The sequence below is a fragment of the Paracoccus onchidii genome (genome assembly GCF_028294535.1).
Lineage (GTDB): Bacteria > Pseudomonadota > Alphaproteobacteria > Rhodobacterales > Rhodobacteraceae > Paracoccus > Paracoccus onchidii.
On record NZ_JAQBIE010000019.1, the window covers coordinates 68,283 to 90,189 of the forward strand.

Annotated in this window: 13 protein-coding genes; 1 reads left to right on the plus strand and 12 read right to left on the minus strand. The window is 59.3% G+C overall.

Going from position 1 to position 21,907, the window contains the following annotated elements; translation table 11 throughout:
- Positions 1-2: 2 nt before the first annotated feature.
- The 4 genes from PAF17_RS14585 to PAF17_RS14600 all read right to left on the minus strand — a co-directional run bounded on the left by PAF17_RS14585 (position 3) and on the right by PAF17_RS14600 (position 14,413).
- Positions 3-11,093: a hypothetical protein gene (locus PAF17_RS14585; RefSeq protein WP_271889838.1), complete on the minus strand. Its 11,091-nt coding sequence runs from the start codon at positions 11,091-11,093 to the stop codon at positions 3-5.
- A gap of 117 nt (positions 11,094-11,210) precedes the next feature.
- Positions 11,211-12,626 (minus strand): TolC family outer membrane protein, encoded by a 1,416-nt coding sequence (locus tag PAF17_RS14590; RefSeq protein ID WP_271889839.1) that lies wholly within the window; start codon positions 12,624-12,626, stop codon positions 11,211-11,213.
- A gap of 606 nt (positions 12,627-13,232) precedes the next feature.
- Complete coding sequence (locus tag PAF17_RS14595; protein WP_271889840.1) at positions 13,233-14,078, minus strand: SDR family oxidoreductase; 846 nt, start codon at positions 14,076-14,078, stop codon at positions 13,233-13,235.
- Between the two features lie 50 nt (positions 14,079-14,128).
- Positions 14,129-14,413 (minus strand): DUF2218 domain-containing protein, encoded by a 285-nt coding sequence (locus PAF17_RS14600; protein ID WP_271889841.1) that lies wholly within the window; start codon positions 14,411-14,413, stop codon positions 14,129-14,131.
- A gap of 255 nt (positions 14,414-14,668) precedes the next feature.
- On the opposite strand from PAF17_RS14600, the gene PAF17_RS14605 reads away from it, so the two are divergent.
- Complete coding sequence (locus PAF17_RS14605; protein ID WP_271889842.1) at positions 14,669-15,265, plus strand: histidine phosphatase family protein; 597 nt, start codon at positions 14,669-14,671, stop codon at positions 15,263-15,265.
- Positions 15,266-15,310: 45 nt separating this feature from the next.
- Here the strand turns inward: PAF17_RS14605 and PAF17_RS14610 are convergent, their stop codons facing one another.
- The 8 genes from PAF17_RS14610 to purU all read right to left on the minus strand — a co-directional run bounded on the left by PAF17_RS14610 (position 15,311) and on the right by purU (position 21,767).
- Complete coding sequence (locus tag PAF17_RS14610; RefSeq protein ID WP_271889843.1) at positions 15,311-15,667, minus strand: hypothetical protein; 357 nt, start codon at positions 15,665-15,667, stop codon at positions 15,311-15,313.
- Positions 15,664-15,846: a hypothetical protein gene (locus PAF17_RS14615; protein WP_271889844.1), complete on the minus strand. Its 183-nt coding sequence runs from the start codon at positions 15,844-15,846 to the stop codon at positions 15,664-15,666. The genes PAF17_RS14610 and PAF17_RS14615 overlap by 4 nt, the downstream gene beginning before the upstream one ends.
- A 71-nt stretch (positions 15,847-15,917) precedes the next feature.
- Positions 15,918-16,196 carry a transposase gene (locus PAF17_RS14620; RefSeq protein WP_271889849.1) on the minus strand — a complete coding sequence of 93 codons (279 nt, stop codon included), beginning with the start codon at positions 16,194-16,196 and terminating at the stop codon, positions 15,918-15,920.
- A gap of 257 nt (positions 16,197-16,453) precedes the next feature.
- The gene (locus PAF17_RS14625; protein WP_271889845.1) at positions 16,454-17,659 is read right to left on the minus strand and encodes a DegT/DnrJ/EryC1/StrS family aminotransferase; all 1,206 of its coding nucleotides are present in this window, start codon (positions 17,657-17,659) and stop codon (positions 16,454-16,456) included.
- Between the two features lie 61 nt (positions 17,660-17,720).
- Positions 17,721-18,944: an ABC transporter permease gene (locus PAF17_RS14630; RefSeq protein ID WP_408636430.1), complete on the minus strand. Its 1,224-nt coding sequence runs from the start codon at positions 18,942-18,944 to the stop codon at positions 17,721-17,723.
- Positions 18,941-19,747: a taurine ABC transporter ATP-binding protein gene (locus PAF17_RS14635; RefSeq protein WP_271889846.1), complete on the minus strand. Its 807-nt coding sequence runs from the start codon at positions 19,745-19,747 to the stop codon at positions 18,941-18,943. The genes PAF17_RS14630 and PAF17_RS14635 overlap by 4 nt, the downstream gene beginning before the upstream one ends.
- Before the next feature lie 59 nt (positions 19,748-19,806).
- Positions 19,807-20,802 carry a taurine ABC transporter substrate-binding protein gene (locus PAF17_RS14640; protein ID WP_271889847.1) on the minus strand — a complete coding sequence of 332 codons (996 nt, stop codon included), beginning with the start codon at positions 20,800-20,802 and terminating at the stop codon, positions 19,807-19,809.
- Positions 20,803-20,882: 80 nt separating this feature from the next.
- On the minus strand, positions 20,883-21,767 hold the full coding sequence (gene purU / locus PAF17_RS14645; RefSeq protein WP_271889848.1) for a formyltetrahydrofolate deformylase: 885 nt from the start codon (positions 21,765-21,767) through the stop codon (positions 20,883-20,885).
- Positions 21,768-21,907 lie beyond the last annotated feature (140 nt).

Sequence of the window (21,907 nt, forward strand, 5' to 3'; positions counted from 1 at the left end):
GATCAGACCACGGCAGATTGCTGTTGGCCTGCCGCGTCCTCGAAGATCACGGCAACGGATTGCGCCAGACCACCACCTTCGGCGTTCACGGTGGCCACCTGCGTGCCATCAACCTGCAGCGCCCCATCCTCGGCCTGATAGTTGACATGGTCGGACAGTTCGGCGGATCCGGTCAGCTGCACAAGGGCGGAAAGGTCGATCTCATCGCGATCGGCCCCTGCACCCGGCGCGGTGTAATCCGTTATGACGTCAACCATGGTCGGCCCGGCCAGAACAAACACGTCGGACCCCTCGCCACCGGTCATCGTATCGCCGAACGCGCTGCCGATGATCCGGTCATTTCCGGCCCCGCCATCAACCGCGAATCCACGCCCGGCCTCACTGAGATCGATCAGGTCATCGCCATCCAGCAACCGGAACTCGGTGATGCCCGCATATTCGGCCTGACCATCCACCACGATCACATCGTCACCCGCACTGCCATAATGAACGCTGTCCTGACCTTCGGTCGGGCTGTTCCCGGCCGGGGCCTGAGTCCCGGAATCCGGCATCGGATCCGACGAGTCAGGCGCCCCGTCGGTTTCGGCCTCGGCGCTCTGTGGCACAAAGGCAGCCGATTGGATTGCCGCAGATTCGCCTGCCTGTGGCTGATCCGTCGGTTCGGGCGCGGGGGCTGCCATGACACTGGAGCCCGACATCGCGGGTGCATCCACGAACTGAACCTCGACCGGAACAGGATCGGCGGTGCCGTGACTGGTGGTGACCTGAATGGTCGCGGTAAAATCCTCGGCCAGATCAAGCGGGATCGAGACCGACAGCGCGGCGATCGCCGCGGCAAAGGCCGCCGCATCCATTCCGTTGCGCGCAAAGGTCAGGCGGGTGCGCGCATCGTTCAGCTCGCCGCCATTCGGCGCGGTGGTCCCGACCGGAAGCGGTGCGCTGAAATCGATCACCACCTCTTCAAGGGTTTCCCATTCATTGCTGCCCGGAACGATGGCCGCATCTATGCCAAACGCGACCTCTTCCCGACCCGGCGCATTGGTCACGACAATCGGATCCTCGGCCAGCGTCACACTGACATCCAGTTCACCATCGATGGCGACGGTAAAGCTGCCGCTGCCCTGCCCGCCTTCATTCGTCGTCACATCGATACTGCCGCTCAGCGCGGTGCCGTTGGTGGCAAAATCGGCAGGAAAGGTGATCTCCAACGCATCGAATTCCGCCTGCGTGCCGGTAAAGGTCAATGTGCCCCCAGCAGCCATGCCGCTGTCGCCACCCGAGGCCCAGCTTGTGCCATCGGGCACACCGGTCAGGGTATAGGTCACGGTCGCCGTTTCAGACCCATCGGCATCCGTCACGGCAATGGTGAACCCGCCCGCCGGGGCAAAGACCAGCGCCGCATCGGTTTCGTTCAGCGTGACAGTATCTTCATCGACATTGAAGGTCAGATCCGGCGCGGGCGTAATGCTGAATTCGACGATCTCAGGCGCCGAAGCCTGCGTATCAAGGAAGATCGCGCCGGGATCGGTTGAATCGATCGACACGGCGACCACCGAAAGAGCGACATCGCCGGAAAAATCCTCGGCTGGCACGAATGTCACCACCCCATCAGGCACAAACAGGATCCCCGGCCCGCCGCGCCCGGTTGTCGGCACGCTGGCCACACCGTCAACCACCGGCACCTCGACTCCGTCGATCAGAATTGCACCCAAGGCATTTCCAGCGCCATCGGTCGGAATGGTGATGTCAAAGCGCAGTTCTTCATGGCGGTCGGGGGTCGTTCCGTTCAGTGTCAGCATGATCCCGTCCGGGTCATCCTCGGTCAGCGTGCTGGCCGTCGCATTGACCGAAAGACCCGGAACATCCGCGTCAGGCCGCACCCGGATAACGAAATCCTGCACGTATTCGGCAGTATTGTCCGACTGGTCCTCCAAGGCGTTGATAAAGTCTGTTTCCAGCGACTGAATGCTGATGCTCAGCAGAAATTCGTCGGGAATATCGGTATTGATCTCATCCGGGGTTCTTGCATGTTCCGGCAACAGGAACACCGTAACGTTGCGAAACGCGGATTCAGAAATTGTATAGGTGCCGTCGCCATTGTCGATGAAGCCGCCCGTGGCCGGACCGTCCAACCGCAAACCTTGTGCATAGCTTTCACGCATGTCGATGGTGATCGACACGGTTTCCGAGCCATCCTGATCCGAACTGAACACCTGAAAGGCCGGCCAGGTGTTGAACGGAATATCCTCGATAATCTGCAGGATCGGCGTCGCGCCGCTATCGTCGATATAGGCGACACCGGTATCGGGGTCGATCTGGGAATCATCGATGATCGTTTCCGGCACATCGGCAACGGCATCAACATAGATCTGCTTGCTGACCGTAACCGGATCGGACAGATCGCCATCGACATCTTCGGTCTGGGCGGTCACCGAAACGGTTATATAGTCCCCACCGAAATCCGCCGGCGGCGCGACCGAAAGGTTCGCCACATCCGCCGGATCGACCAGATAGGTGCCATCCGCTTCAGGCGTCAGCAAGACGCCACCGGCATACAGGGCAGCATCGATATCGATATTGACGGTCACATTCCCATAGAGACGCTCGCCGCCATCCATGCCGCCAGCGACATCCATCTGGCTGCCATCCAGTTCGATCCCCAGATCAACGGTCTCGTCCTCTTTGACGACATCATCACCCGTGAATGCAATGATCGGACCGTCGGGCACCGGATCAATATAGATGTCGAAACTGCTGCCCTGCGGCGTGCCGGGCGGGCAACCGACGCTGTTCACCGTCATGGTGAAATTGATCTGGTCCAGATTGTCGTAATTGGGGTCGTTCGGACCTATGGTTTCATCGGGGTCGAAGGGGGCCGGTGACGATTGGTGCGGCGGCGGCGTGATCGTGATGCTGCCATCCGTCGTCAAGCCATCATCCGAAATACCCAGCTTGGCAATGTCCACGACCCAGTTCCCACTGGTCGGGTCCAGATAGACCGCGCCCGCCGGATCACTGGAAATCGAGGCCCCCGGCGGCAGCTCGATGGCTATCGTCACGCTGCCATTGTGACCGTTGGGCAAGACCCCCGCCAGATCGGCAAGGCTGTCGTAATTCGGATCGTCCGGGTCCAGGGTTGGCCGCAGCACGATCCCCTCGTCTTCGGGCGTGATGGCCTGTTCGGGCGTAAAGGTCAGCTGCGGCGGATCGACCGGTTCGCATTCGATACCGTCGCCATCATTGGGCAAAACGATGACGGTAAAGGGTTGTGCCGTGACCGCACCGCCCGGCAACGCGTCAATGGCCGCAAGATTGTCGGCAATGTTGTCGGCAGTCAGCTCGATGACGTCCTGATCATCCTCATAGACGATCCCGTAAAGCGTCAGGTCATGGAATGTCGGCTCGGACACGGCACCATTGCTCAGGAACTCGACAGTATCCAGATTGTCTGCGGCCACCAGATAGGTGCCCGTCGCGGGATCCAGCTGTTGCACGCCAGGCCCATAGAGATAACTGCCATCCGGCACGCCATCGATAATGTAATAGATGGTTTCCGACCCATCGAAAGCATCGCTTGCATTCGTGATCTCTGTCATGTCGCCGGACAGGGGATCGGCATCGGCGAAGGCGGGATCACTGTCAGGGTCCACAGGATCTTCGGGGTAATTCCCGCTTTGGATGGCGGTATCTGACAGGCGGTGGCTCAGCGTGAAGGCCGTGTTGGCATAGCCCGCATAGCCATAGATTTTTTCGATGCCATAGCCCGGTCCGTTCTGAAACGTGACCGATACATCACCATCGTCAGCAATCGGGGATCCGTCCGTTGCGCGCGGATCATCCTCTTGCGCGATCAGGTCGGCATCATCGGCGATGCCACGCACATTGACGGTCACCTCACCGGTTCGCGTCACGGGTGTCGAAACGGAATCGGGATCGACTGTTTCGAAATAGGTGACTGTCACATCGAATGTAATGGTTTCATTGCTGTCCTGTCCTGCCTGAACCCAAAGATCCCCGGACTGCGCCAGGGTCAATGTCAGTGTGCCATCGGCTTCCGGGAACAGTTCGGTGCCGCCCGAGGACGGGTCGCCAGCGAAGAAACGCGGCATCCGGCCAAAGGAATCCGGGACAATGTTGGACAGGACAATTTCATCGCCCAAGGCCTCGGGCGAGCCGGGCGAATTTGTGGCATTGTCGATGATATTGCCATCCAGAACCAGACGTACGGCCGTATCTTCGTCGGTCTGGGCGCGTTCCGAAGGATCGCCGCCGTCAGTGACAGGATCGATGGTCAACGGAATTTCAAGGTTCGTCACCCGCGTTCCGCCACCATCGGTTTCAGTTGTCACGACATCGATCGTTCCGACCACCTGACCCGAGAAATGCGTCGGGATGTTGCGAAATTCGATGTGATCCAACTGGTCGGGTTCAAGGCTCCAATAGTTGAACACCTCGCCGTCCGGCCCCGGAACGTTCAGCTCCGTGATCAACGCGGGCACGAGCGGGCTGGCAGGATCGGACGGATCGGACAGCACATAGACCGTCAAAGAGTTCGGCACGTTGCGCAGGATCAGTGCCGTGACCTCTTCGGAACCGTCCATATCCTCAATCCGCGGTTCCAGCGTCACCACCCAGACGCCACCGGCATCGTCAATTTCCTGTTCATTGCCATGCGCGGGTGCGGCGATCTGGGCGAAATTGTTGACCGGATCGACATCGACATCAAATTCAAGGCCAGCCGTCGCGTCATCTGGCTGTTCGGTGCCGGGCGTGTTCGTGGTGAGATCGCGCGTGGTCAGTTCCACCGTCAGATCATCGCCAAAGAACTGACCCTCGGCGGAAAAGCCTGTATTCTCGGGATAATCTTCGCCACGGTTGACGTCATAATCCTCGTATGGCGATGGGGTCAGCCGCAAGGCACCGTCAAACGTGGTCTGATCACCGGTAAAGTTGATCGTCAACAGACCCGTGCCGTCATCATAGGTCACCGAGTCGATCCTGTCCCATTCCGCGTCACTGATCGGTCCGGTCCCGGCGCCATCATAGAACGCGTCGCGCGAAACGACCCCTGCAGTCACATGATCCGCGATCCAGGCGGTCGGGATGTTGCTGATGGTGATCGTTGACAATTCCTCGGACCCGTCGCTGTCGGGTGTGCTGCCCGACAGGCCGACAAACACATGGATTTGCCGGCCGCTGCCCGGTTCGGTGGCGCCCGGCACGTTCGAGCCGTCCTCGGTGCTTTCAAGCAATGTAAGGATCGTCGAAACCGAAATGCTGCCATCCGCGACGGATCCGTCCACCCGCTGCGGGCTGCCATCCGACACCTCATCCGCGGCCAGAACAAATACGCTGGCATCCAATTGCGCTTCCGCCACTGCCGCAACGGTGATGGTTGTCGAGAACTGATCGCTGCCCGCCGGCAACGAAGAACTTGCATTGTCGCTCTGGTCGGTTTCGACATCACCCGGATATGTCACCGGGGTCGAGGTCTCGTTCCACTCCAGAATGCCGTCAATCGATGCGACACCGCTGAAATGCTGGGGGAACGACAAGCGCAAATCGTCAAGCGCCGCGTTGAAATCCGGGTCGGATGTGCCCGCCGTGGGCGTCAATGTATAGGTGATCGAGCCATCGCCGTTGTCGACCGCCCCGATAGAAATGAAACCCGAATACTCGGCGCTGACATACAGATCCATTTCGGTTGCGGGATCAAAACTGTCAGAGGCCGTATCAACCGAAATCGTCAGGGCGATCCGGGTCACCTGTTCCGAGCCGTCGGTATCGGTCAGCACGATGTCATTGGTGTTCAGACGAACGACGCGACGGCCCTGCGTGTTCTCGTTGACATCTGCGCCGCTGGCACCGCCCGATGCCGGATCGATCACGGCATCGACATCCAGATCCACCTCGGCAAAGGCTGTCGCGGTGTCGGTATCGGGGATACTGTCCGCCGTGTCACGGGAAGTAACGGTTGCCCTGATTTCATCCCCGACAAGCGTCGCGACATCGCGATCATCATTGGCCAGTGGCGTCAGATCGATCCCTGCCGTGATCGCGGTCACGCCGTCGACCAGGGTGATCGTCACCGTCGTGCCATCCACCTCTGCGCCCGCGATCAGACCCGTATCCCCCGACAGCAACGCCGGGTCCACGGCCCCGTCCGCACCGGCCCACCCGACCGGAACATTCGACAAGACGATCTGCGTCAAGAATTCAGATCCGTCCGCATTGTCCGGCGTCACGGCATCGAAGGTCAGGGTAAAGCTGCTGTCTTCCTTGACCACGACATTGTCGGCGATCCCGTCATCACCACCATCGCTGACCGTCGCCCCGCTGGCCGACAGTGTGATTTCCGGTTCTGCGACAGGCGTGATATCGAGGTTGAATTCCTCGGAGATGGTGCCGCCCTCATCCGATTGCGCATCGACGGTTATGATGATCCGCCCTGAATAATGCGGCGGCAAAGAAGTAATCGCCAAGGCCTGCAACCGCGCCAGATCGGCGGGTGATCCGGTCAGGTCAATACTGTTGTCCGCAGGCGTCAGGGTGATCGGGCCGGCCGTCCCGTCCGACAGAACGATCCCGCCGTCAGGCAGGCCGTCGAAGGTCAGCGTGATGGTTTGCAGCGTTTCCGAACCGTCGATATCGGTCACCTGCACATCCAGATTCAGCGGAATCGTGGCAGACGGATCATCTGCCAGAGGTCCGACAAAATCTTCGGCTCGGGTGACATCCGCCGTCGTGATCTGGATATCGGCCTCTGGCGTGACATTGATGGTGAAGGCGACGATATCCTGCCCATCGGTCGGGGTATCGACGTCATGGTCATGATCTTCGTCGGTAATGAATTCGACCTGACCGGAAATCGGGGTGTCGATCGTGGCGAAATCGTCCGGCAGCCGGATCACCAGCGCATTATATTCCGCGAGTGTGAAGATGCGCGTGCCATTTGTCGCCGGGGCAAAACTGACAGCATCATCGACCGAAATCATCGCGCCGCTGTCGGGCAGGCCCGTGACCGTGATCTGGATCGTCGTGATGCTTTCCGACCCGTCCGCATCGCTTGGCAGAGGCCCAGGCAGGGATTCCGCGAATTTGAACTGGATGGGTTCGGTGCGCGTCGCGTCATCATCCAGCACCGGTGGATTCACCGGATCGTTTTCAGCCAGCGTCAGGGTGAAATCGTCAGACTCGGGCAGATCGCCTTCGGGCGTCACGGTAATTGTCAGGGTGCCACTGTCGCTGTTCGAGGTTGCATCGCCTTCGTCGGTCAGGGCCGTCACGGTCAGCGACGGTCGTGTCGCGGCGGGATTTTCGGTCGAATAGTCAACCGGCAGCCGGATAGTCAGGTTTTCGTATTCGGCCAGTGTCAGACCCGCCAGCACCCCGGCAGGGATGGGCAGGTAATCGCCCGCACCGGGTGATGCAGCGGTTGAATATTGCGTGCCATCGGGGAAATCGTGGAACGTGACGTCGATACCGGTGATGGATTCCGAACCATCCGCATCCGTGACACGGGGCAGAACGCCGCCATTCGCGCTGTCTGACGGACGAAAGACCAATGGCGCATCGGTTTCCGCAAGCGTCATCACACCGTCTGCGACCTCGGGATCCCCTTCGTCATGGATGGTGATGGTAAAGCTGCTATCGGCCCGGACATTGGGTTCGCCCGTGTTGGGATTGATTTCCAGTTCAACCTGCGCCGTCAGCACACCGGGCGGCGGGCTGATGCTGCTTTCGGTCGAGAAATCCGCCGGAAAGGTCATGGTCAGATCACGCGGCGGAACAGCATCCGATGGATATTCATAGGTAAAGGTGACAAGACCATCGGCGTCGGGGGGCGAAAACGAACCCGCATTCGCCGTTGTTCCCGCAGGCAGATCCTCGATAGTGATCCGGGCGAATTCGACGGTCTCGTTGGAATCCGGATCGACAAAGCTGACATAATCCGCAAACAGGACCGTCAGATCGGCATCGGTCTCGGTGGTTTCGACATCTCCGACGACCTCGGCATCAGGGGTTGGGGCAATGCGCAATGTTTGCGAAGCGACCTCCTGCCCCTCCAATGTGGTCACGGTAATGACGGTCTCGACCGTTCCGTTCACGTCGGGCGCAAATTCCATCACCAAGGCATTTGCCTGTGCGACCGTCCCTGTCCAGGTCAGACTGTCTGCGTCATAACCGCCAATCTCGACACCGCCGGCCCAGAACTCGGTGCCATCGGGCAAGGCGCGGGCGAACCGGATCGTGACGATTGCGGTGAAAGGAGCATTGCCCACAGCATCGGTTTCGGACTGGTCGATATCGCCAATCGCGATATTGATGCCCGTATTCCCCGCGGCAATGTCATCCGCCGTCACCGCATCGACCCCAAGGCGGATCGTCGTGCCAGTATCACTCAGGGCGCCGCCATCCTCGGGAACCTCGATCCTTGCGGGAGCATCGAGATCGATATCCTCGCGATAGTCGATCTCGAGAACATAGATTTCCTGCGCCAAACCATCGCGCGGGCTTGCATCAGGGTCCGTCGTGGTCGGGCCTTCTTCCGATGTCCGCGCAGTCAGATCGAAACTGAGGGGCAGCGCCGTGTCGCCATTCACCAGATCGGACCGGTTCGCCGTCGAGAAATCAGCCGGAACCGTAAAGCTGATCGCATCATAGGCCGCAACCACATCGCCGACATCGCTTTCATTCAGCGTTATGGTCATCGTGATCGAACCGTCTCCGGCGCGCTGAAACGCCACGATTGCCGCCGGATCGATCTGCAGGCCCAGATAATCACCCGTGATCGGATCGCTCAGCGGCGCGCCGGTTTCATCGGTCGCCGGCAGACCGCGCACCACCAGAACCACCTGACGGACCGTCTCTGAGCCGTCGATATCCGTCGCGCGCGGGGCCAGCATATCCGACGGCCGGATCGGATAGGCCGCACCCGCATCATCGGGATCCGCCTGATCCTCGATCAGCGAATCCTGTGCCAGCACGGCGATTTCCACATCGCCTTCCTGACGAATGACAAGCTGGAAGGGAATATTCTGACCGCCACTGTCGTCTTCACTCGACACCGCGCTGATCGTTCCCGAAATCGGCCCCTCGGCAAAGCCGTCACTGCGGCTTTGGGTCGAGAAATCGCGCGGAAACACCAGCCGCAGCGCCTGATACTGCGCACCTGTGCCCGAAAACACCAACACGCCGGTTCCCGCATCATAAGAGATGGTCGAATCCGGCACGCCAAGCCATGAAATCCCGGCCGAGCCACCAACGGCCCCCGGCACATCATTCAGCACAAGTGTCACGTTTTCCAGCGTTTCGCGCGGCTCATTCCGGTCATAATCGCTGATCGACACATTCCAGACATCGGATGCATCGATGATGATGCGGGAATCCGTCTCGGTCCGCAAAACATTCGAAACGTCGAAATCAATATCACCGCGCGGCGCAATCTCGATCACCTGTGCGGTTCGGGTCTGCCCTTCGGGGCTGATGGCGTGGATGACGGATTCCAGCCTGCCGGAGTAATCGCCGGGCAGGATCATCGTCAGCGCCTGTGCCTGCGCAATCGAACCGGCCCAGATTCCGGTCGCGGGGTCATAGCTGCCCGTGTTGAAAGCCAGCCCGTCCGGCGCATCCAGATACCGGATCTCGACCCGCGTCTCGTCCTCCGAGCCGTCGGCATCGGTCGGCACAACAGTGATTCCCAGAAACAGTTCGACCCCGGATCCATCGCCGGCCAGGCTGTCCTCGCTGCTGCGCAGGATTGGCGGGGCGTCAAGTTCGACATCCAGTTCATAGCTGAGTGACACGTCGAAACTGTCCGCGATGACCCCGCCTTCGTTCGTCGTTGCAGAAACCTGCGCGGTCAGGCTGCTTGGGGGATTCTGGGTCGAAAAATCGGTCGGCAACCGCAACAGGATATTGCCGTATTCTTCCAGCGAACCCGTGAAATCGACAACATCGCCGATCTCGTCAAAGCTTTGCCCGCCATCGAGGGAAATCAACGTTCCTGCGGGCAGATCCTGCATCGAGAACCGGACCCCGGTAATCCATTCAGACCCGTCGATATCAGTCGCTGCGGGCAACAGCGCATCGGCAGGTCGAAAATCGACCGGCCCATCGGTTTCGGCAAGCTCCAGCACGCCGGGACCGATCATGACAATATCGGCCTCGACCCCCAGCTTGACGGTCAGGGGCGTTCTGACATCATCGCCCAGAATGCTGGTCGCTACGATCTGACCTTGCAGAATGCCTGCCGCCGCATCGATCCTGCTGTCTGTCGAAAAATCGGTCGGCAGGGTCACGGTCAACGCCTGAAATGCGGAAACCGGGCCTGAAAACGCAAATGTCAGCGTGCCATCAGATTGCGCGGTCAACGCCCCGTCACTGACCACTGTCCCGGCAGGCAAACCGTTCAACGTGACTTCAATCGTCACAAAGCGCTCGGCGTCTTCACCGATGACACTGGTGACGACATAGTAATCCGCGATCCGAAAGCTGACCGTCGAATCCGTTTCCTGCAACGTAATCGTGGCGTCGGCATCGGGATCGAGGGGATCTATGTGAATATCAGCGGTGCCGGCCTCACTGCGCAGCCACAACCAATCATCCATGCGCCACGGGTATTCGGTGAAGGGCAGTAATGGGTGGATGGGCAGCCCGATCAATGGGTCATTGACAAGGACAGGTTCCGACGCACCCGCGCTGCCGATATTCAGCACCGTAATGTCATTGGGCAGCGTGATTTCGGTCACATCTGCAGTCGTCTGCCATTCGGATTCCGGCACCGAAACCGCTGCGACACGCAATGAATCAGCCGACAGGTCCGTGCCTTCGATCTGCAGGATGAAATTGCGCTCTGCCGCTCCGAGCAGCACGATCACGTCGCCATCTGGCTGGATCAGCACAATGTGATCGTCAATCAGCACCAAGCGCGAAAAATCCAGCCCTTGCGGCAAGACGATCCGCAACCCGTCCTGGGAAACCAGAATATCCAGCCCGTCGATATCGGTGCCTGAAATTTCCTGCGCGATCAGCGCGCGCAACTGGTCCTTGTCCAGTTCGGACGGCATGGGCTGGGCGAAATCCTGGGCCATTATCGGCTCTCCGTAAATATCAGGGGCTGATATTTTTCAGTATGTTACTATGAAATCCTCAGGTCACTTCCCGGAAACCTGCCCCGTGACAAGGCCCGTCAGATCCGCGCAACCAGCTTAGTTCCCCACCGTTCTGCGCCAATCGCTGAAGGATTTCGCATCGAAATGCTGCGCCTGGTTTGCCTCGCTGACCGAGGGTGCGCGGTTTTCCTTGACCGCGTAGGGCGTTGCATCCTCTGGCGGTTCAATCCCCAATGATGGCAACAGCATGCCCATCGAGGCCAGCACGCGGAACCTGACATATTCTTCCAGCGAATTCGCATTGACCAAATTCGCCTCGGCCTGAAACAATGCGTTCTGCGTGTTCAGGATATCCAGCAGGGATCGAACACCAACCTCGTATTCTTCTTCATAGGTGGCCCGCAAATCCCGCGACAGATTGGCCTGATCCTGCACGACGCTCTTGCGTTTCCTGGCCGCATCCAGATTTGCCCAACTGTTGCGCACCTCCTTGTCGACGCGCCGGGCCTGTTGCAGCATTTCCGCGCGGCTCTGACTGGTGCGCCGCACCTGTTCCTGACGCGCGGCGCGCTTGCGCCCGCCCTGAAATTCGTAACGCAAGGTCAGGCCGATGCGCGCGTCATCGACATCGCCCTCAAAGCCGTTCACGTCACGCCCGGTCAGCACATCTGCCTCCAGGTTGAGCGTCGGGTAACGGTTTGCGTTCGCCTCGCGGGCGCGGGCCTCGGCGGTGCCGACATCGGCTTGTGTGAAACGTACGGTCGGATTGTTGCGCCGGGCGATGGCCAGTGCTTCGTCCAGCGATCCCGGCATGGCGCCGCCAATCGACGGCAATGACCCAAGGTTCTCGGGCTGCACACCAACCACGGCAAGGAAATTGTCACGAATGTCCTGCGCATCCAGCTGAAAGCTGATCAGCGTATCTTCGGCCAGAAAAACCCGTTCCTGCGCCTGCTGAATATCGCCAACCGGCAGGGCGCCGCTGTCAAATCCACCCTGTAGCCGATCGTAAAGCCGTTGATGATAGGTCAGGTTATCCTGCGCAAGCGCAACCAGACGCCCCGCCCTGAGCACATCGGCATAAAGCCGGATCGCCTCGAGCGACAGGAACTCGGAACGTTCAAGCACGCGCAGCGCAGCCGCATCAACGCGATAGGCCTGCCGTTCGATTTCCGAGCGGGTGCGAAATCCGTCAAACAACACCTGCGTCATGCGCCCGCGCACCTGATACCCCGAGATCGGGTCATCAGATGCGGTCAGGTCAGAGGTGGTCGTGCCGTTGTTCAGACTGGAACCAGCCCAGGCCTCGAGTTCGAATTTGGGAACACGAAACGCCCTGGACTGATCCAGTTCGAATTCGATCGCCTGCTTGTTGGCCTCGGCAGCTTTGATTTCAGGGTTCGTTTCCAGAACATACAGGACCGCGTCTTTCGCCGACAGCGCGAAAACCGGCCCGGACATCAACGTTCCGGCAGCGACCGTCAGCAACATGGAAATTCGGCGCAGCCTCACATCATCCCCCTGATCTCTGGATCATTTGAACTAAATGTTACCGACGAAATCCTTGCTGGCAACCTCTTGTCTGCTTGTGTCAGGGGCCGATTCCACCGGATCACGTACCGATCAAGGGCGGATCACCGGCTCTATTATGTGTTTACATTGAATTAATGCCATGCCGGGCCCGGATCATGCGGACGCCATTTAGTTGACAGGCGTTGTAAATCTGCCGCGCTTTTCCATGGCTGGCCCGCCATTGTTGCAACCATTTGGAAATGTCACCAGTGGCGTCGACATACGCACGGTGTTGCAATCCGCAGGCCGTCGATTTTGGTTTGGGCAACCCGCTTTGAAACCGCGGTCCAGCCAGATTGGGTTCAAGGTGCGCTTGTGATCGCGATCCGTTTCGGCCTTGTTTGCAGACCCCGACAACGGACATGATGTTCGATCGCGTCAATCAGCTTTTCGGCCATTCTTGAGCCGCCATCACTGCCCGACCCAAGGCAGTTCCTGGAAATGTGCCAGCACTGGCAGATCATTGCGTTGTCGGCGACGTCCCGCATGACAGCGGAACGTCTGGAAGCCACGCGTGCTGACGGCGTTTGGCAGCCCTGCCCGGGATCAGGTCCGCAAACCCGCGAAATAGTCGTCCCAGGTTTGATGGGGACGCCCGAATACAAGCTCGAAATCCGAAGGGTTGTCGAATGCGCCCTGCCGGATGCCTTCATAGATGCCGCCGATGATTTCACCAAAGAACGGTCCAAGCTCGGCCGAGCGATCAGCGATGAATTCGGCGGTCGGAATTTCGCGATAGACCAGCCGCGCATCGAATGTCCGGTTCAGGTATTCCGCCAGTTGCGCCTGGGTGATGGCTTCCCCATGCAGGTTAAGGGTCCTGCCATTCAGGTTTGTCTGCGTCAGAAGGCTGGCATAGGCGCGGGCCAGTTCGGCGCGGGTGGTGTAACCGCATCTTGCATCACCGGCACTGTTTACGATTTCACCGCGCGCTTTGTAGCTTTCAACATATTCGACATCAGGCTCGATATAGATTCCGTTGCGCCCGATCACCCAATCCAGCCCACTATCGCGAATGTCCGCCTCGGTCTGACGGTTGCTTTGAACCACTGGGGAAAACGCGGTTCCCTCGTCCGGGCCTTGAATGCTGGTATAGACAATCTTGCGCACGCCAGCGGCGCGTGCAGCATTGATCACGTTGCGATGCTGGGGAATGCGCTTTTCGGGTGCCTCCAGGCCGGAAACCAGCAACAACGCGTCCACGCCTTTCAGGGAAACGCGCAACTGATCGGCGGCTTCGTAATCGCCGGGGCGGATTTCGACACCCAAGCTGCGTGCATTCGCCGGTGTGCGGGCAAGCCCCACGACATTTTCGTGGCCCTGTTCCTTGACCAGCGCGTTGACGATGGCTCCGCCAAGCTGCCCTGAGGCCGCGGTAACTGCGATTTTCATGTCTTGTTTCCTTGATCGATACGGTTCTGTGACAGCGGTTCCGCCAGATGTCAGTCGGTTGTGTTCCAGGTCATGGTGATGTCTTCGCGAAATGCAAAACGGGCGAGATGGTCGCCGATCACCGCATCCATCCGCGAAATGCTGTCTGCATCCGCAGTATTGGTCAGCGTCAAGGCGCTGTCATCGGCACGCAATGCACAGACACCGAATGGCAAGGTGATCTGGCCATCTTCGGGGGTGAACTCGACCGGGACCTTGTGGCCGAAATGCTTGCAAAGCTGCTGTAAATAGGTTCTGGCCCGGGCCGTCGGGATGGTTGCGCGGCTGGTTGGCATGATCATCTCCTGTCGTGTTGCAGGAAATCTAGCGTCGATCCGCCAATCCGATTAGCCCGGGTTTGCCGGAATCATCTTTCCAAATTATGAAAAGACTATCCCCCGCACCTTCTTATCAGCCTTGCATTGCTGTAGGCCGCCCCCGGATGGAACGGGCACCCGCATGGTGCCATGCCCGGATCTTCCGGGCATTGACCGGCCAGAGGGCAGGTGTGAACATGCATCCATACGAGATACATCATCCCTGCCCGCACAATGCCCGCAACCATCCGCTATCTGACCCACCCTCAGGTCCTGATCGAACCGAATAAGGACGTTCGAAAATGGTCGTTGAACCAAGCTGGCTTCGACCGTGTTGCGGCGCTTGCGGCGCGGCCGGGGGCGCTGATCGGGACAGGAAGGGTCATCAGCAGCCCAGAGATCAAGGCACTTGAAACTGCCGCACCGCTGGCCCGCGCCCTTGGGCTGGAACTGGAGACACGCCCTCGGATGCATGAGAATGACCGCAGTGCGACTGGATTCCTGCCCCCAGAGGAATTCGAGACCGTCGCGGATCAGTTCTTTGCAGCACCTGACGACAGCGCGCGCGGCTGGGAAACCGCGAACCAGGCCCAACGCCGCATCGTGACCGAAATTCAAACCTGCCTCGCAACCCCTGGCGACGGCGATGTTCTTTTTGTCGGCCACGGCGCGGTGGGCACCCTGCTGTTTTGCGCCCTGTCCAGAATAGGCATCGATCGGCGTTATGACCAAGGGCCCGGAGGCGGCGGAAACTGGTTCGAATTCGACCTGCAACACCAAAGACCATTACAGGGATGGCAGCCAATGGAAGCACTGATGAATCAAGGCTGAGGGGCTGAAACGGGATCAGACCGTCAGGCGGCCAGCCGACGCGGATCAGGGCCAACGATCCAAGCGCAAATCAAATTCATCTGCCAGTTTCACCGAACGCGAAGAAAATTCCATGGCAAGCTTGGCCAGAACCTCGGCATCGTCTCGTTCGGCGCGGACAGGCTGTGTGTTCAGCTTGCGATACAGCCCCCGCAATCCGTCATAAAACCGCCCCTTGGACAGATGCGCCCGGATCGACACATTGATCCGCTGCAAGGCCCGCGACTTTGGCTGATAGCTTTCGTTTTCCTTCTCGAAGGCAAAATCATCATAAAATGAAGGGTCCAGACCACTCCAGATGGCAATGCGCCGAACAAGGTCACGCGGATCGGCGACCAATTCATCAAAGGTGCAGACCATCATCCGATTGTCGCCCAAAGCCGCCCGACAACAATCCCTTCCCGGCGCAAATAGGGCGCGATCGGGCGCGACCCGAAGAACGGGTATCTGATGAACACACGGTCGATCTCTTTCATCATCGCCAGCGTGCCCGCGCCGATGCCGACAGGTGTGTAGTAGAACGCGGATCGGCTCAACCGCACCAGTTTGCATTACTGGCTGATGCTCAATGCAGGGTGATCCCGTTTGATCATCGCGCATTTCTTGTCGGAGTTCATCGCTTCAGCCCTTCGGACAAAAAACATTCTCGACCGCCAACCTCGCGATCTGGGCGTGCCGTTCTTTCACCTCGGCCTCGGTAGGGGCCTTCGGTTTGCCGCCACCAGCGAACACATCGGCCATCCCTCGACAGTCTGAGCTTCCACGTGCTCACCTGGTTCGGGTGAACCTGATGCCTTGCTGCGATCTCCTGGATCGTCTTGTCACCGCGCAGTGCCTCAAACGCGACCTTGGCCTTGAACTGGTCTGTAAACTTCCGCCGCTTCGTAAATATCGTATCCCTTCAAAGGTTCGGGATACACCTTAGCCGACTGTCCAGTTCTACCGGACCACTTCACTTCCATTCATGGGAAAGGACCGCACCATCAAACCGTGGGATCAAACACCAAAACAGCGCCCGACACCGCCATAAAATCAAGAAAATCGCTATCGGTTTCGCGGCTCGAAGTCAAACCGCGATCGGGGCATCTTTCTGTTGATCCGGCATTCGTGAACCTGCCGAACGCCAATGCTGGCGTGTCGCCGGTGCCATTAACCGCAATCCGGTAGATGCCGACGGACACATGCCACGATGATCTGGCCGATCTGGCGACAATCCTCGACCTCGAAGGTCAGGGGCAGACGCATGTCAAACAGCCCTGCCATGACGGCATCGGTGCGCGGCAATTCCTGAGTTTCCATATATTGCCAACTTGGATGCGCCGAGGTGAAACCGACAGGTTCGGCAGCGCCGAACCATTTCAGCTCGACCCCAAGATCGGCGGCATCCGCGACAATCTTCCGGGCAACCTCGCCACAGATTTCAGGCAGCCGAAACTGGATCGAACTGCCGACAAATGCCTCGGCGGCGGGGCGGCGGGGCAACATGATTGCCCGGCAGCTGTCCAATATCTCTGACACCGCCCGATAGCGTTCGTTCCAACGCCGCAACGCGTCTTCGATTTCGACCAGTTGCGGGCGCAGGATTGCCGCGCGCAGGTTGTCCATGCGGGCGGACAGATTTGGCATTTTCAGCCGCACGCGCTCGAAGTATTGCTCTTTTGGCGCAGCGCCGTGACGGCCATACAGCATGTATGACCCCGACAGGATGATCGCCCGCGCCATGAAGTCGGGATCATCGGATACCAGCAGCCCCCCTTCGCCCGAGTTCAGGTGCTTGTAGGTCTGAGAGCTGAAAGCCCCCGCCAATCCGAACGAGCCGCTGCGCCGGCCATTCCATCTGGCGCCCATCGTATGTGCGCAATCCTCGATCAAAAGAACCCCGGCATCCGCGCATATTCTGGTCAGCAGATCCATGTCGCAAAGATGGCCACGCATATGGGACGCCATGACAGCAGCCGGGCGGTGCCGGGCGATCTGGCGTTGCAGATCGTCCAGATCCAGCCGCAGATCTTCGGTAATCTCGACCAGCACCGGGCGCGCACCGACCGCAACGATGGCACCGGGCACGGGCGCCAGCGTGAAGCCGTTGGTCAGCACCACATCGCCGACCCCAATTCCAGCGGCGCGCAATGCGATGCGTAACGCCGCTCCACCGGAAGAACAGGCAAGCGCGTATCGGCTGCCTTGCCATGCCGCCACTTCGCGTTCCAGCGCCGCGACCTGCGATTCTTCGCCTGGTGCGACATTGTATCTGTGCAATCGCCCGCTGCGCATCACCTCGATAGCGGCAGCGATGCTGTCTTCTGGGATTGCTTCCTGCTGGGTAAAGCTCTTGTCAAACCGGATGGGTAACATTGCGTTCGATCCTTGTCGCGAAACGTGCTTGGCGCGGCCGAAAATGGCCGCAGCCGGGCGATCAGCTTTGGCCTTTCCAGGGCACCAGCTTGCGTTCGGCGACCCGCATCAGCACATCAATGCCATAGCCGATGACGCCGATCAGAATGATCCCCATCAGCACGATATCGGTCAGCTGGAACTTGGACGCGGCAATGATCATCATGCCTGCCCCCTTTTGCGCCGCCACAAGTTCGGCCGCGACCACGGTGCCCCAGCAAACGCCCATCGCCACCCGCGCGCCGGTAAAGATTTCGGGCAAAGAATTGGGCAGGATCACATGGCGCAGCAATTGCCATTTGGATGCCCCCAGCGAATAGGCGGCATGCACCTTGGTGATATTCACCCCCGACACGCCCGCCCGCGCGGCGATGGTCATCACCCAAAGCGCGGCAAGAAACAGCAGAACGACCTTGCCGCTTTCCCAGATTCCGAACCATATGATGACCAGCGGTATCAGCGCCAGCGGTGGAACCGGGCGCATGAACTCGACGATCGGATCGAACCAGCCACGAAACCAGCCAGACAGCCCCATCGCATACCCAAGCGGAATACCAACCAGCGCCCCAAGCGCAAATCCGGCCAGAACCCGCATCAAGGACGCGCCAAGATGTTCCCACAGGGTAAAGTTCTGATATCCCGACCTGGCAATCTCAAGGAAACGGCTTGCGACCGCCTCGGGGGATGGCAGCCATATCGGCTCCATCTGCAGCCCCTTGTCTGCCGCGAAGGACAAGGTGCCCTTGGGCGTCATCGAAACGCGCCCATGCGCCACATCAACAGTCTGGCCAGCCGAAATCGGGATGCCATCTACCGAAAAAGCCTGCCCGCCATCGGGCAGACGGATCAACTGGTCACGACCGCGCGGCACGCTGGCGACCACATCGGCCCCGGGCGGTTGGGCCGGGACTTCGGTTCCGGCATAGATCAACGCCGTTCCGCCTTGCACCTCGCCAGAGGCTGATCGGATTTCATAGCTGAATGAGGTTTCACCCAGAAACGGACCCGGCACATGGAATGGCACCAGTTTCGAGCCGGTAAAGGCCCCCCACAACAGAAACGCGACGAGAATGGAAATAACCGAAGCCGCCCGATCGGGACGAATGGCACTTTCGTCACCGAAGGTTACGGTCTTGAGGCTGGTCAGATCGTGGCGTTCTTGCATGCCGCGACGAATGACACGCATCACCAGCGCTGAACCGGCAAACAATGCCGCATAGACCACAAGAATAGCCAGACCCGTCATGCTGCCGCCCCCTGAGAACCCATGATCTCTTCTTCCATGTTCCAGATCATCGACAGGATTTCTTCGCGCCGCGCCGCGAAATCCGGCAGTTTCTTGATCTCGCGAAGATCGCGTCCGACGCCCTGATCAGCAAAGGGAAGCTGGTATTCCCGGTAAATGCGCCCGGGCCGCGGAGCCATGACGATCAGGCGTTCACCCAGCAACAAGGCTTCTTCGACCGAATGGGTGATCAGGATGACCGTCTTGCCGGTTTCCTTCCACAGATTTAGCACCATGGCCTGCATCTTTTCGCGGGTCAGCGCATCCAGCGCCCCAAGCGGTTCATCCATCAGAATGACATCAGGATCATTGGCCAGGCAACGTGCCAGAGCCACGCGCTGTTGCATGCCGCCGGACAGTTCGTAGATGGCTTTCTCGCGAAAATCGGCCAGGCCGACCGTATCAATCAGATGATCAACCTTCGGGCCATATTGTGCGGCGCCCTGCCCGGCCATTCGCGGACCAAAGGACACATTGTCACGCACGTTCATCCATTCGAACAGCGCGCCTTTCTGAAAGACCACCCCGCGTTCGGCATCGGGTCCCCGGACCGCCTGACCGTTCAGCGAGATTCTGCCCCCCGTCGGCGCAAGAAATCCGGCGACGATGTTCAGCAGCGTCGATTTTCCGCAACCGGACGGGCCCAGAACCGACAGCAATTGCCCCGGTTCCAGTTTCAGCGACACATCCTGCAATGCCTGCACATATGATCCGTTCGGCAGATCAAAGCGCATCGAAATATTCTCAAGTTCAAGGCCGGACATCGGGCAACCTCCCTTCTTGCCGTGTCGAGGCGAAAGGCGCGATGCGCCTTTCCGCCATTTTAGCGGCTGGCCACATTCGCAAGGGGCGCCGTATCGATCAGATCGCCATATGACGGCAAGATGGAGGGAACCGATCCATATTCATGAAAGAACCCTGCCGCACCATCCAGATAGCTGCCGACGCGCCCACCCAGCCAGTTTTCCGACAACAGATCCGCGGGCGACAAGAACACGAAGTCGTCAATCGTGTCGGCTGCGGTCGACTCGTCCATACCGGCATCCTGTGCGATGATGGGCAACATTTCATCGCGTCGTTCGCCTGTGTTCCAATTGGCATTGGCCTGCGCGGTGACGGCCACGAAATCGGCCAGAAGGTCGGGTTGCTCGGCCGCGAAATCGCCGGTCGTGGTAATCAGGTCGAAAGACAGAATGCCGATGTCTTCCTTTTCGGGGCCGGTCAGCAACACATTGCCAAATTCCTGCATCCGGGCCAGAGCCCCGCCCCAGCCGCATGCCATATCGACGCTGCCCTGTGACAGCGCGGCGGCACCCTCGGCGGGTGCCATATCGACAATGGACATGGTCGTGGTGTCAACCTCCAGATGCTTCATCAATTGCAGGAACGTATATTGCGCCCCCGTACCCATCGGCACGACCACCCGCTTGCCTTCCAGTTCGGCGGCGCTGTCCTTGTCGATTTCCAGCCCGGCGGCCACAACGCAGTTTTCATTGTCAGCATAGGATGCCGCGACATCGACGATTTTCAGGTCCTGCCCGGCCGAGGTGGCGGCGATGAAGGGCAATACGCCTTGGCTGACGGCGATCTGCACATTCCCTGCCGCCATCGCCGCAGACATGGCCGTGCCTGAATCGAACGCGACCCAGTTTACCCGGGTGCCAAGCTGTTCGTCATAGATGCCTTGCGCCTTGGCGAACTGAAACGGCATCGGCCATTCCTGAAAATAGCCCACCGTCAATGTTTCTTGTGCGAACAGGGGAGAGCCCATGCCCGCCACGGCACAAGTGAAGGCGGTTCTACCAAGCGAAAATCTCATTGCTGGCTCCTTGTAGGAAGGCGCGCAAGGCGCACCGGTTGCGTGCAGTCAGTTGTTCCGACCCTGTGTAGATTTGTGCGTCATCCCATTCGTTCGCTGGAGAACGACCCGGGGGATGCCGGGAAAACGACCGTTTTGTTGCCGTTCAGAAAGACACGATGGTTCGCATGGGCATGTATGGCACGGGCCAGAACCTGGCTTTCGACATCGCGGCCAAGGCTGACGTAATCTTCGGCCGATTGGGCATGGGTGACACGGATGATGTCCTGTTCGATGATCGGACCTTCATCCAGATCGGCGGTGACGTAATGGCTGGTCGCGCCGATCAGCTTTACCCCGCGTTGATAGGCCTGCTTATAGGGGTTCGCACCCTTGAAGCTGGGCAGGAAGGAGTGATGGATATTGATGATCCGACCCGACATTTCCTGGCACATCCGGTCCGACAAAATCTGCATATAGCGCGCCAGGACGATCAGTTCGGCCCCGGTTTCCGCGACCACAGACATGATCTGCGCCTCGGCCTCGGGCTTGTTTGCCTTGGTCACCCGGATGCAATGGAATGGGATGTCGTGGTTCACGACGATTTTCTGATAGTCCATGTGATTGCTGATCACGGCAACAATTTCGACCGGCAAGGCCCCGATACGCCAGCGATACAGCAGGTCATTCAGGCAATGACCGAAACGACTGACCATGATCACGACCCGCATCTTGCGCGTTTCGTCATGGAAATCATAATCCATTTGCAACGGCTTGGCAGTATCTGCGAAGCCGGCAGTCAGATCATCCAATGTCGCGGCTTGCTCTGACAGAAAACTGACCCGCATGAAGAAGCGTCCGGTTTCAGGATCGTCATATTGCGAGCTGTCGGTGATATTGCAGCCCTGCGCGGCCAGAAAGCCGGAAATAGCCGCCACGACTCCGCGCGTGGATGCACAGGTGACGGTCAGGCACAGTTTGGTCATTGCGGCTCTCCTGTCGGGGGCGTTGTTTTGGGGAGGGGGTTTTTGCCCCGTCGTCCTTGGCGGTTCCCCTTTGGGTATTTGTTTCGAAGAAGAAGCGGTTACAGCTTTTCCGTGAGGTCGGGGACGGTTGTGAAGAGGTC

What these genes read in the sequence shown, in the direction of transcription:
- PAF17_RS14585 (WP_271889838.1), bottom strand. Translation starts at nt 11,093, where the DNA reads ATGGCCCAGGATTTCGCCCAGCCCATGCCGTCCGAACTGGACAAGGAC.
- PAF17_RS14595 (WP_271889840.1), bottom strand. Translation starts at nt 14,078, where the DNA reads ATGAAAATCGCAGTTACCGCGGCCTCAGGGCAGCTTGGCGGAGCCATC.
- PAF17_RS14600 (WP_271889841.1), bottom strand. Translation starts at nt 14,413, where the DNA reads ATGCCAACCAGCCGCGCAACCATCCCGACGGCCCGGGCCAGAACCTAT.
- PAF17_RS14605 (WP_271889842.1), top strand. Translation starts at nt 14,669, where the DNA reads ATGCCCGCAACCATCCGCTATCTGACCCACCCTCAGGTCCTGATCGAA.
- PAF17_RS14610 (WP_271889843.1), bottom strand. Translation starts at nt 15,667, where the DNA reads ATGATGGTCTGCACCTTTGATGAATTGGTCGCCGATCCGCGTGACCTT.
- PAF17_RS14625 (WP_271889845.1), bottom strand. Translation starts at nt 17,659, where the DNA reads ATGTTACCCATCCGGTTTGACAAGAGCTTTACCCAGCAGGAAGCAATC.
- PAF17_RS14630 (WP_408636430.1), bottom strand. Translation starts at nt 18,944, where the DNA reads ATGACGGGTCTGGCTATTCTTGTGGTCTATGCGGCATTGTTTGCCGGT.
- PAF17_RS14635 (WP_271889846.1), bottom strand. Translation starts at nt 19,747, where the DNA reads ATGTCCGGCCTTGAACTTGAGAATATTTCGATGCGCTTTGATCTGCCG.
- PAF17_RS14640 (WP_271889847.1), bottom strand. Translation starts at nt 20,802, where the DNA reads ATGAGATTTTCGCTTGGTAGAACCGCCTTCACTTGTGCCGTGGCGGGC.
- purU (WP_271889848.1), bottom strand. Translation starts at nt 21,767, where the DNA reads ATGACCAAACTGTGCCTGACCGTCACCTGTGCATCCACGCGCGGAGTC.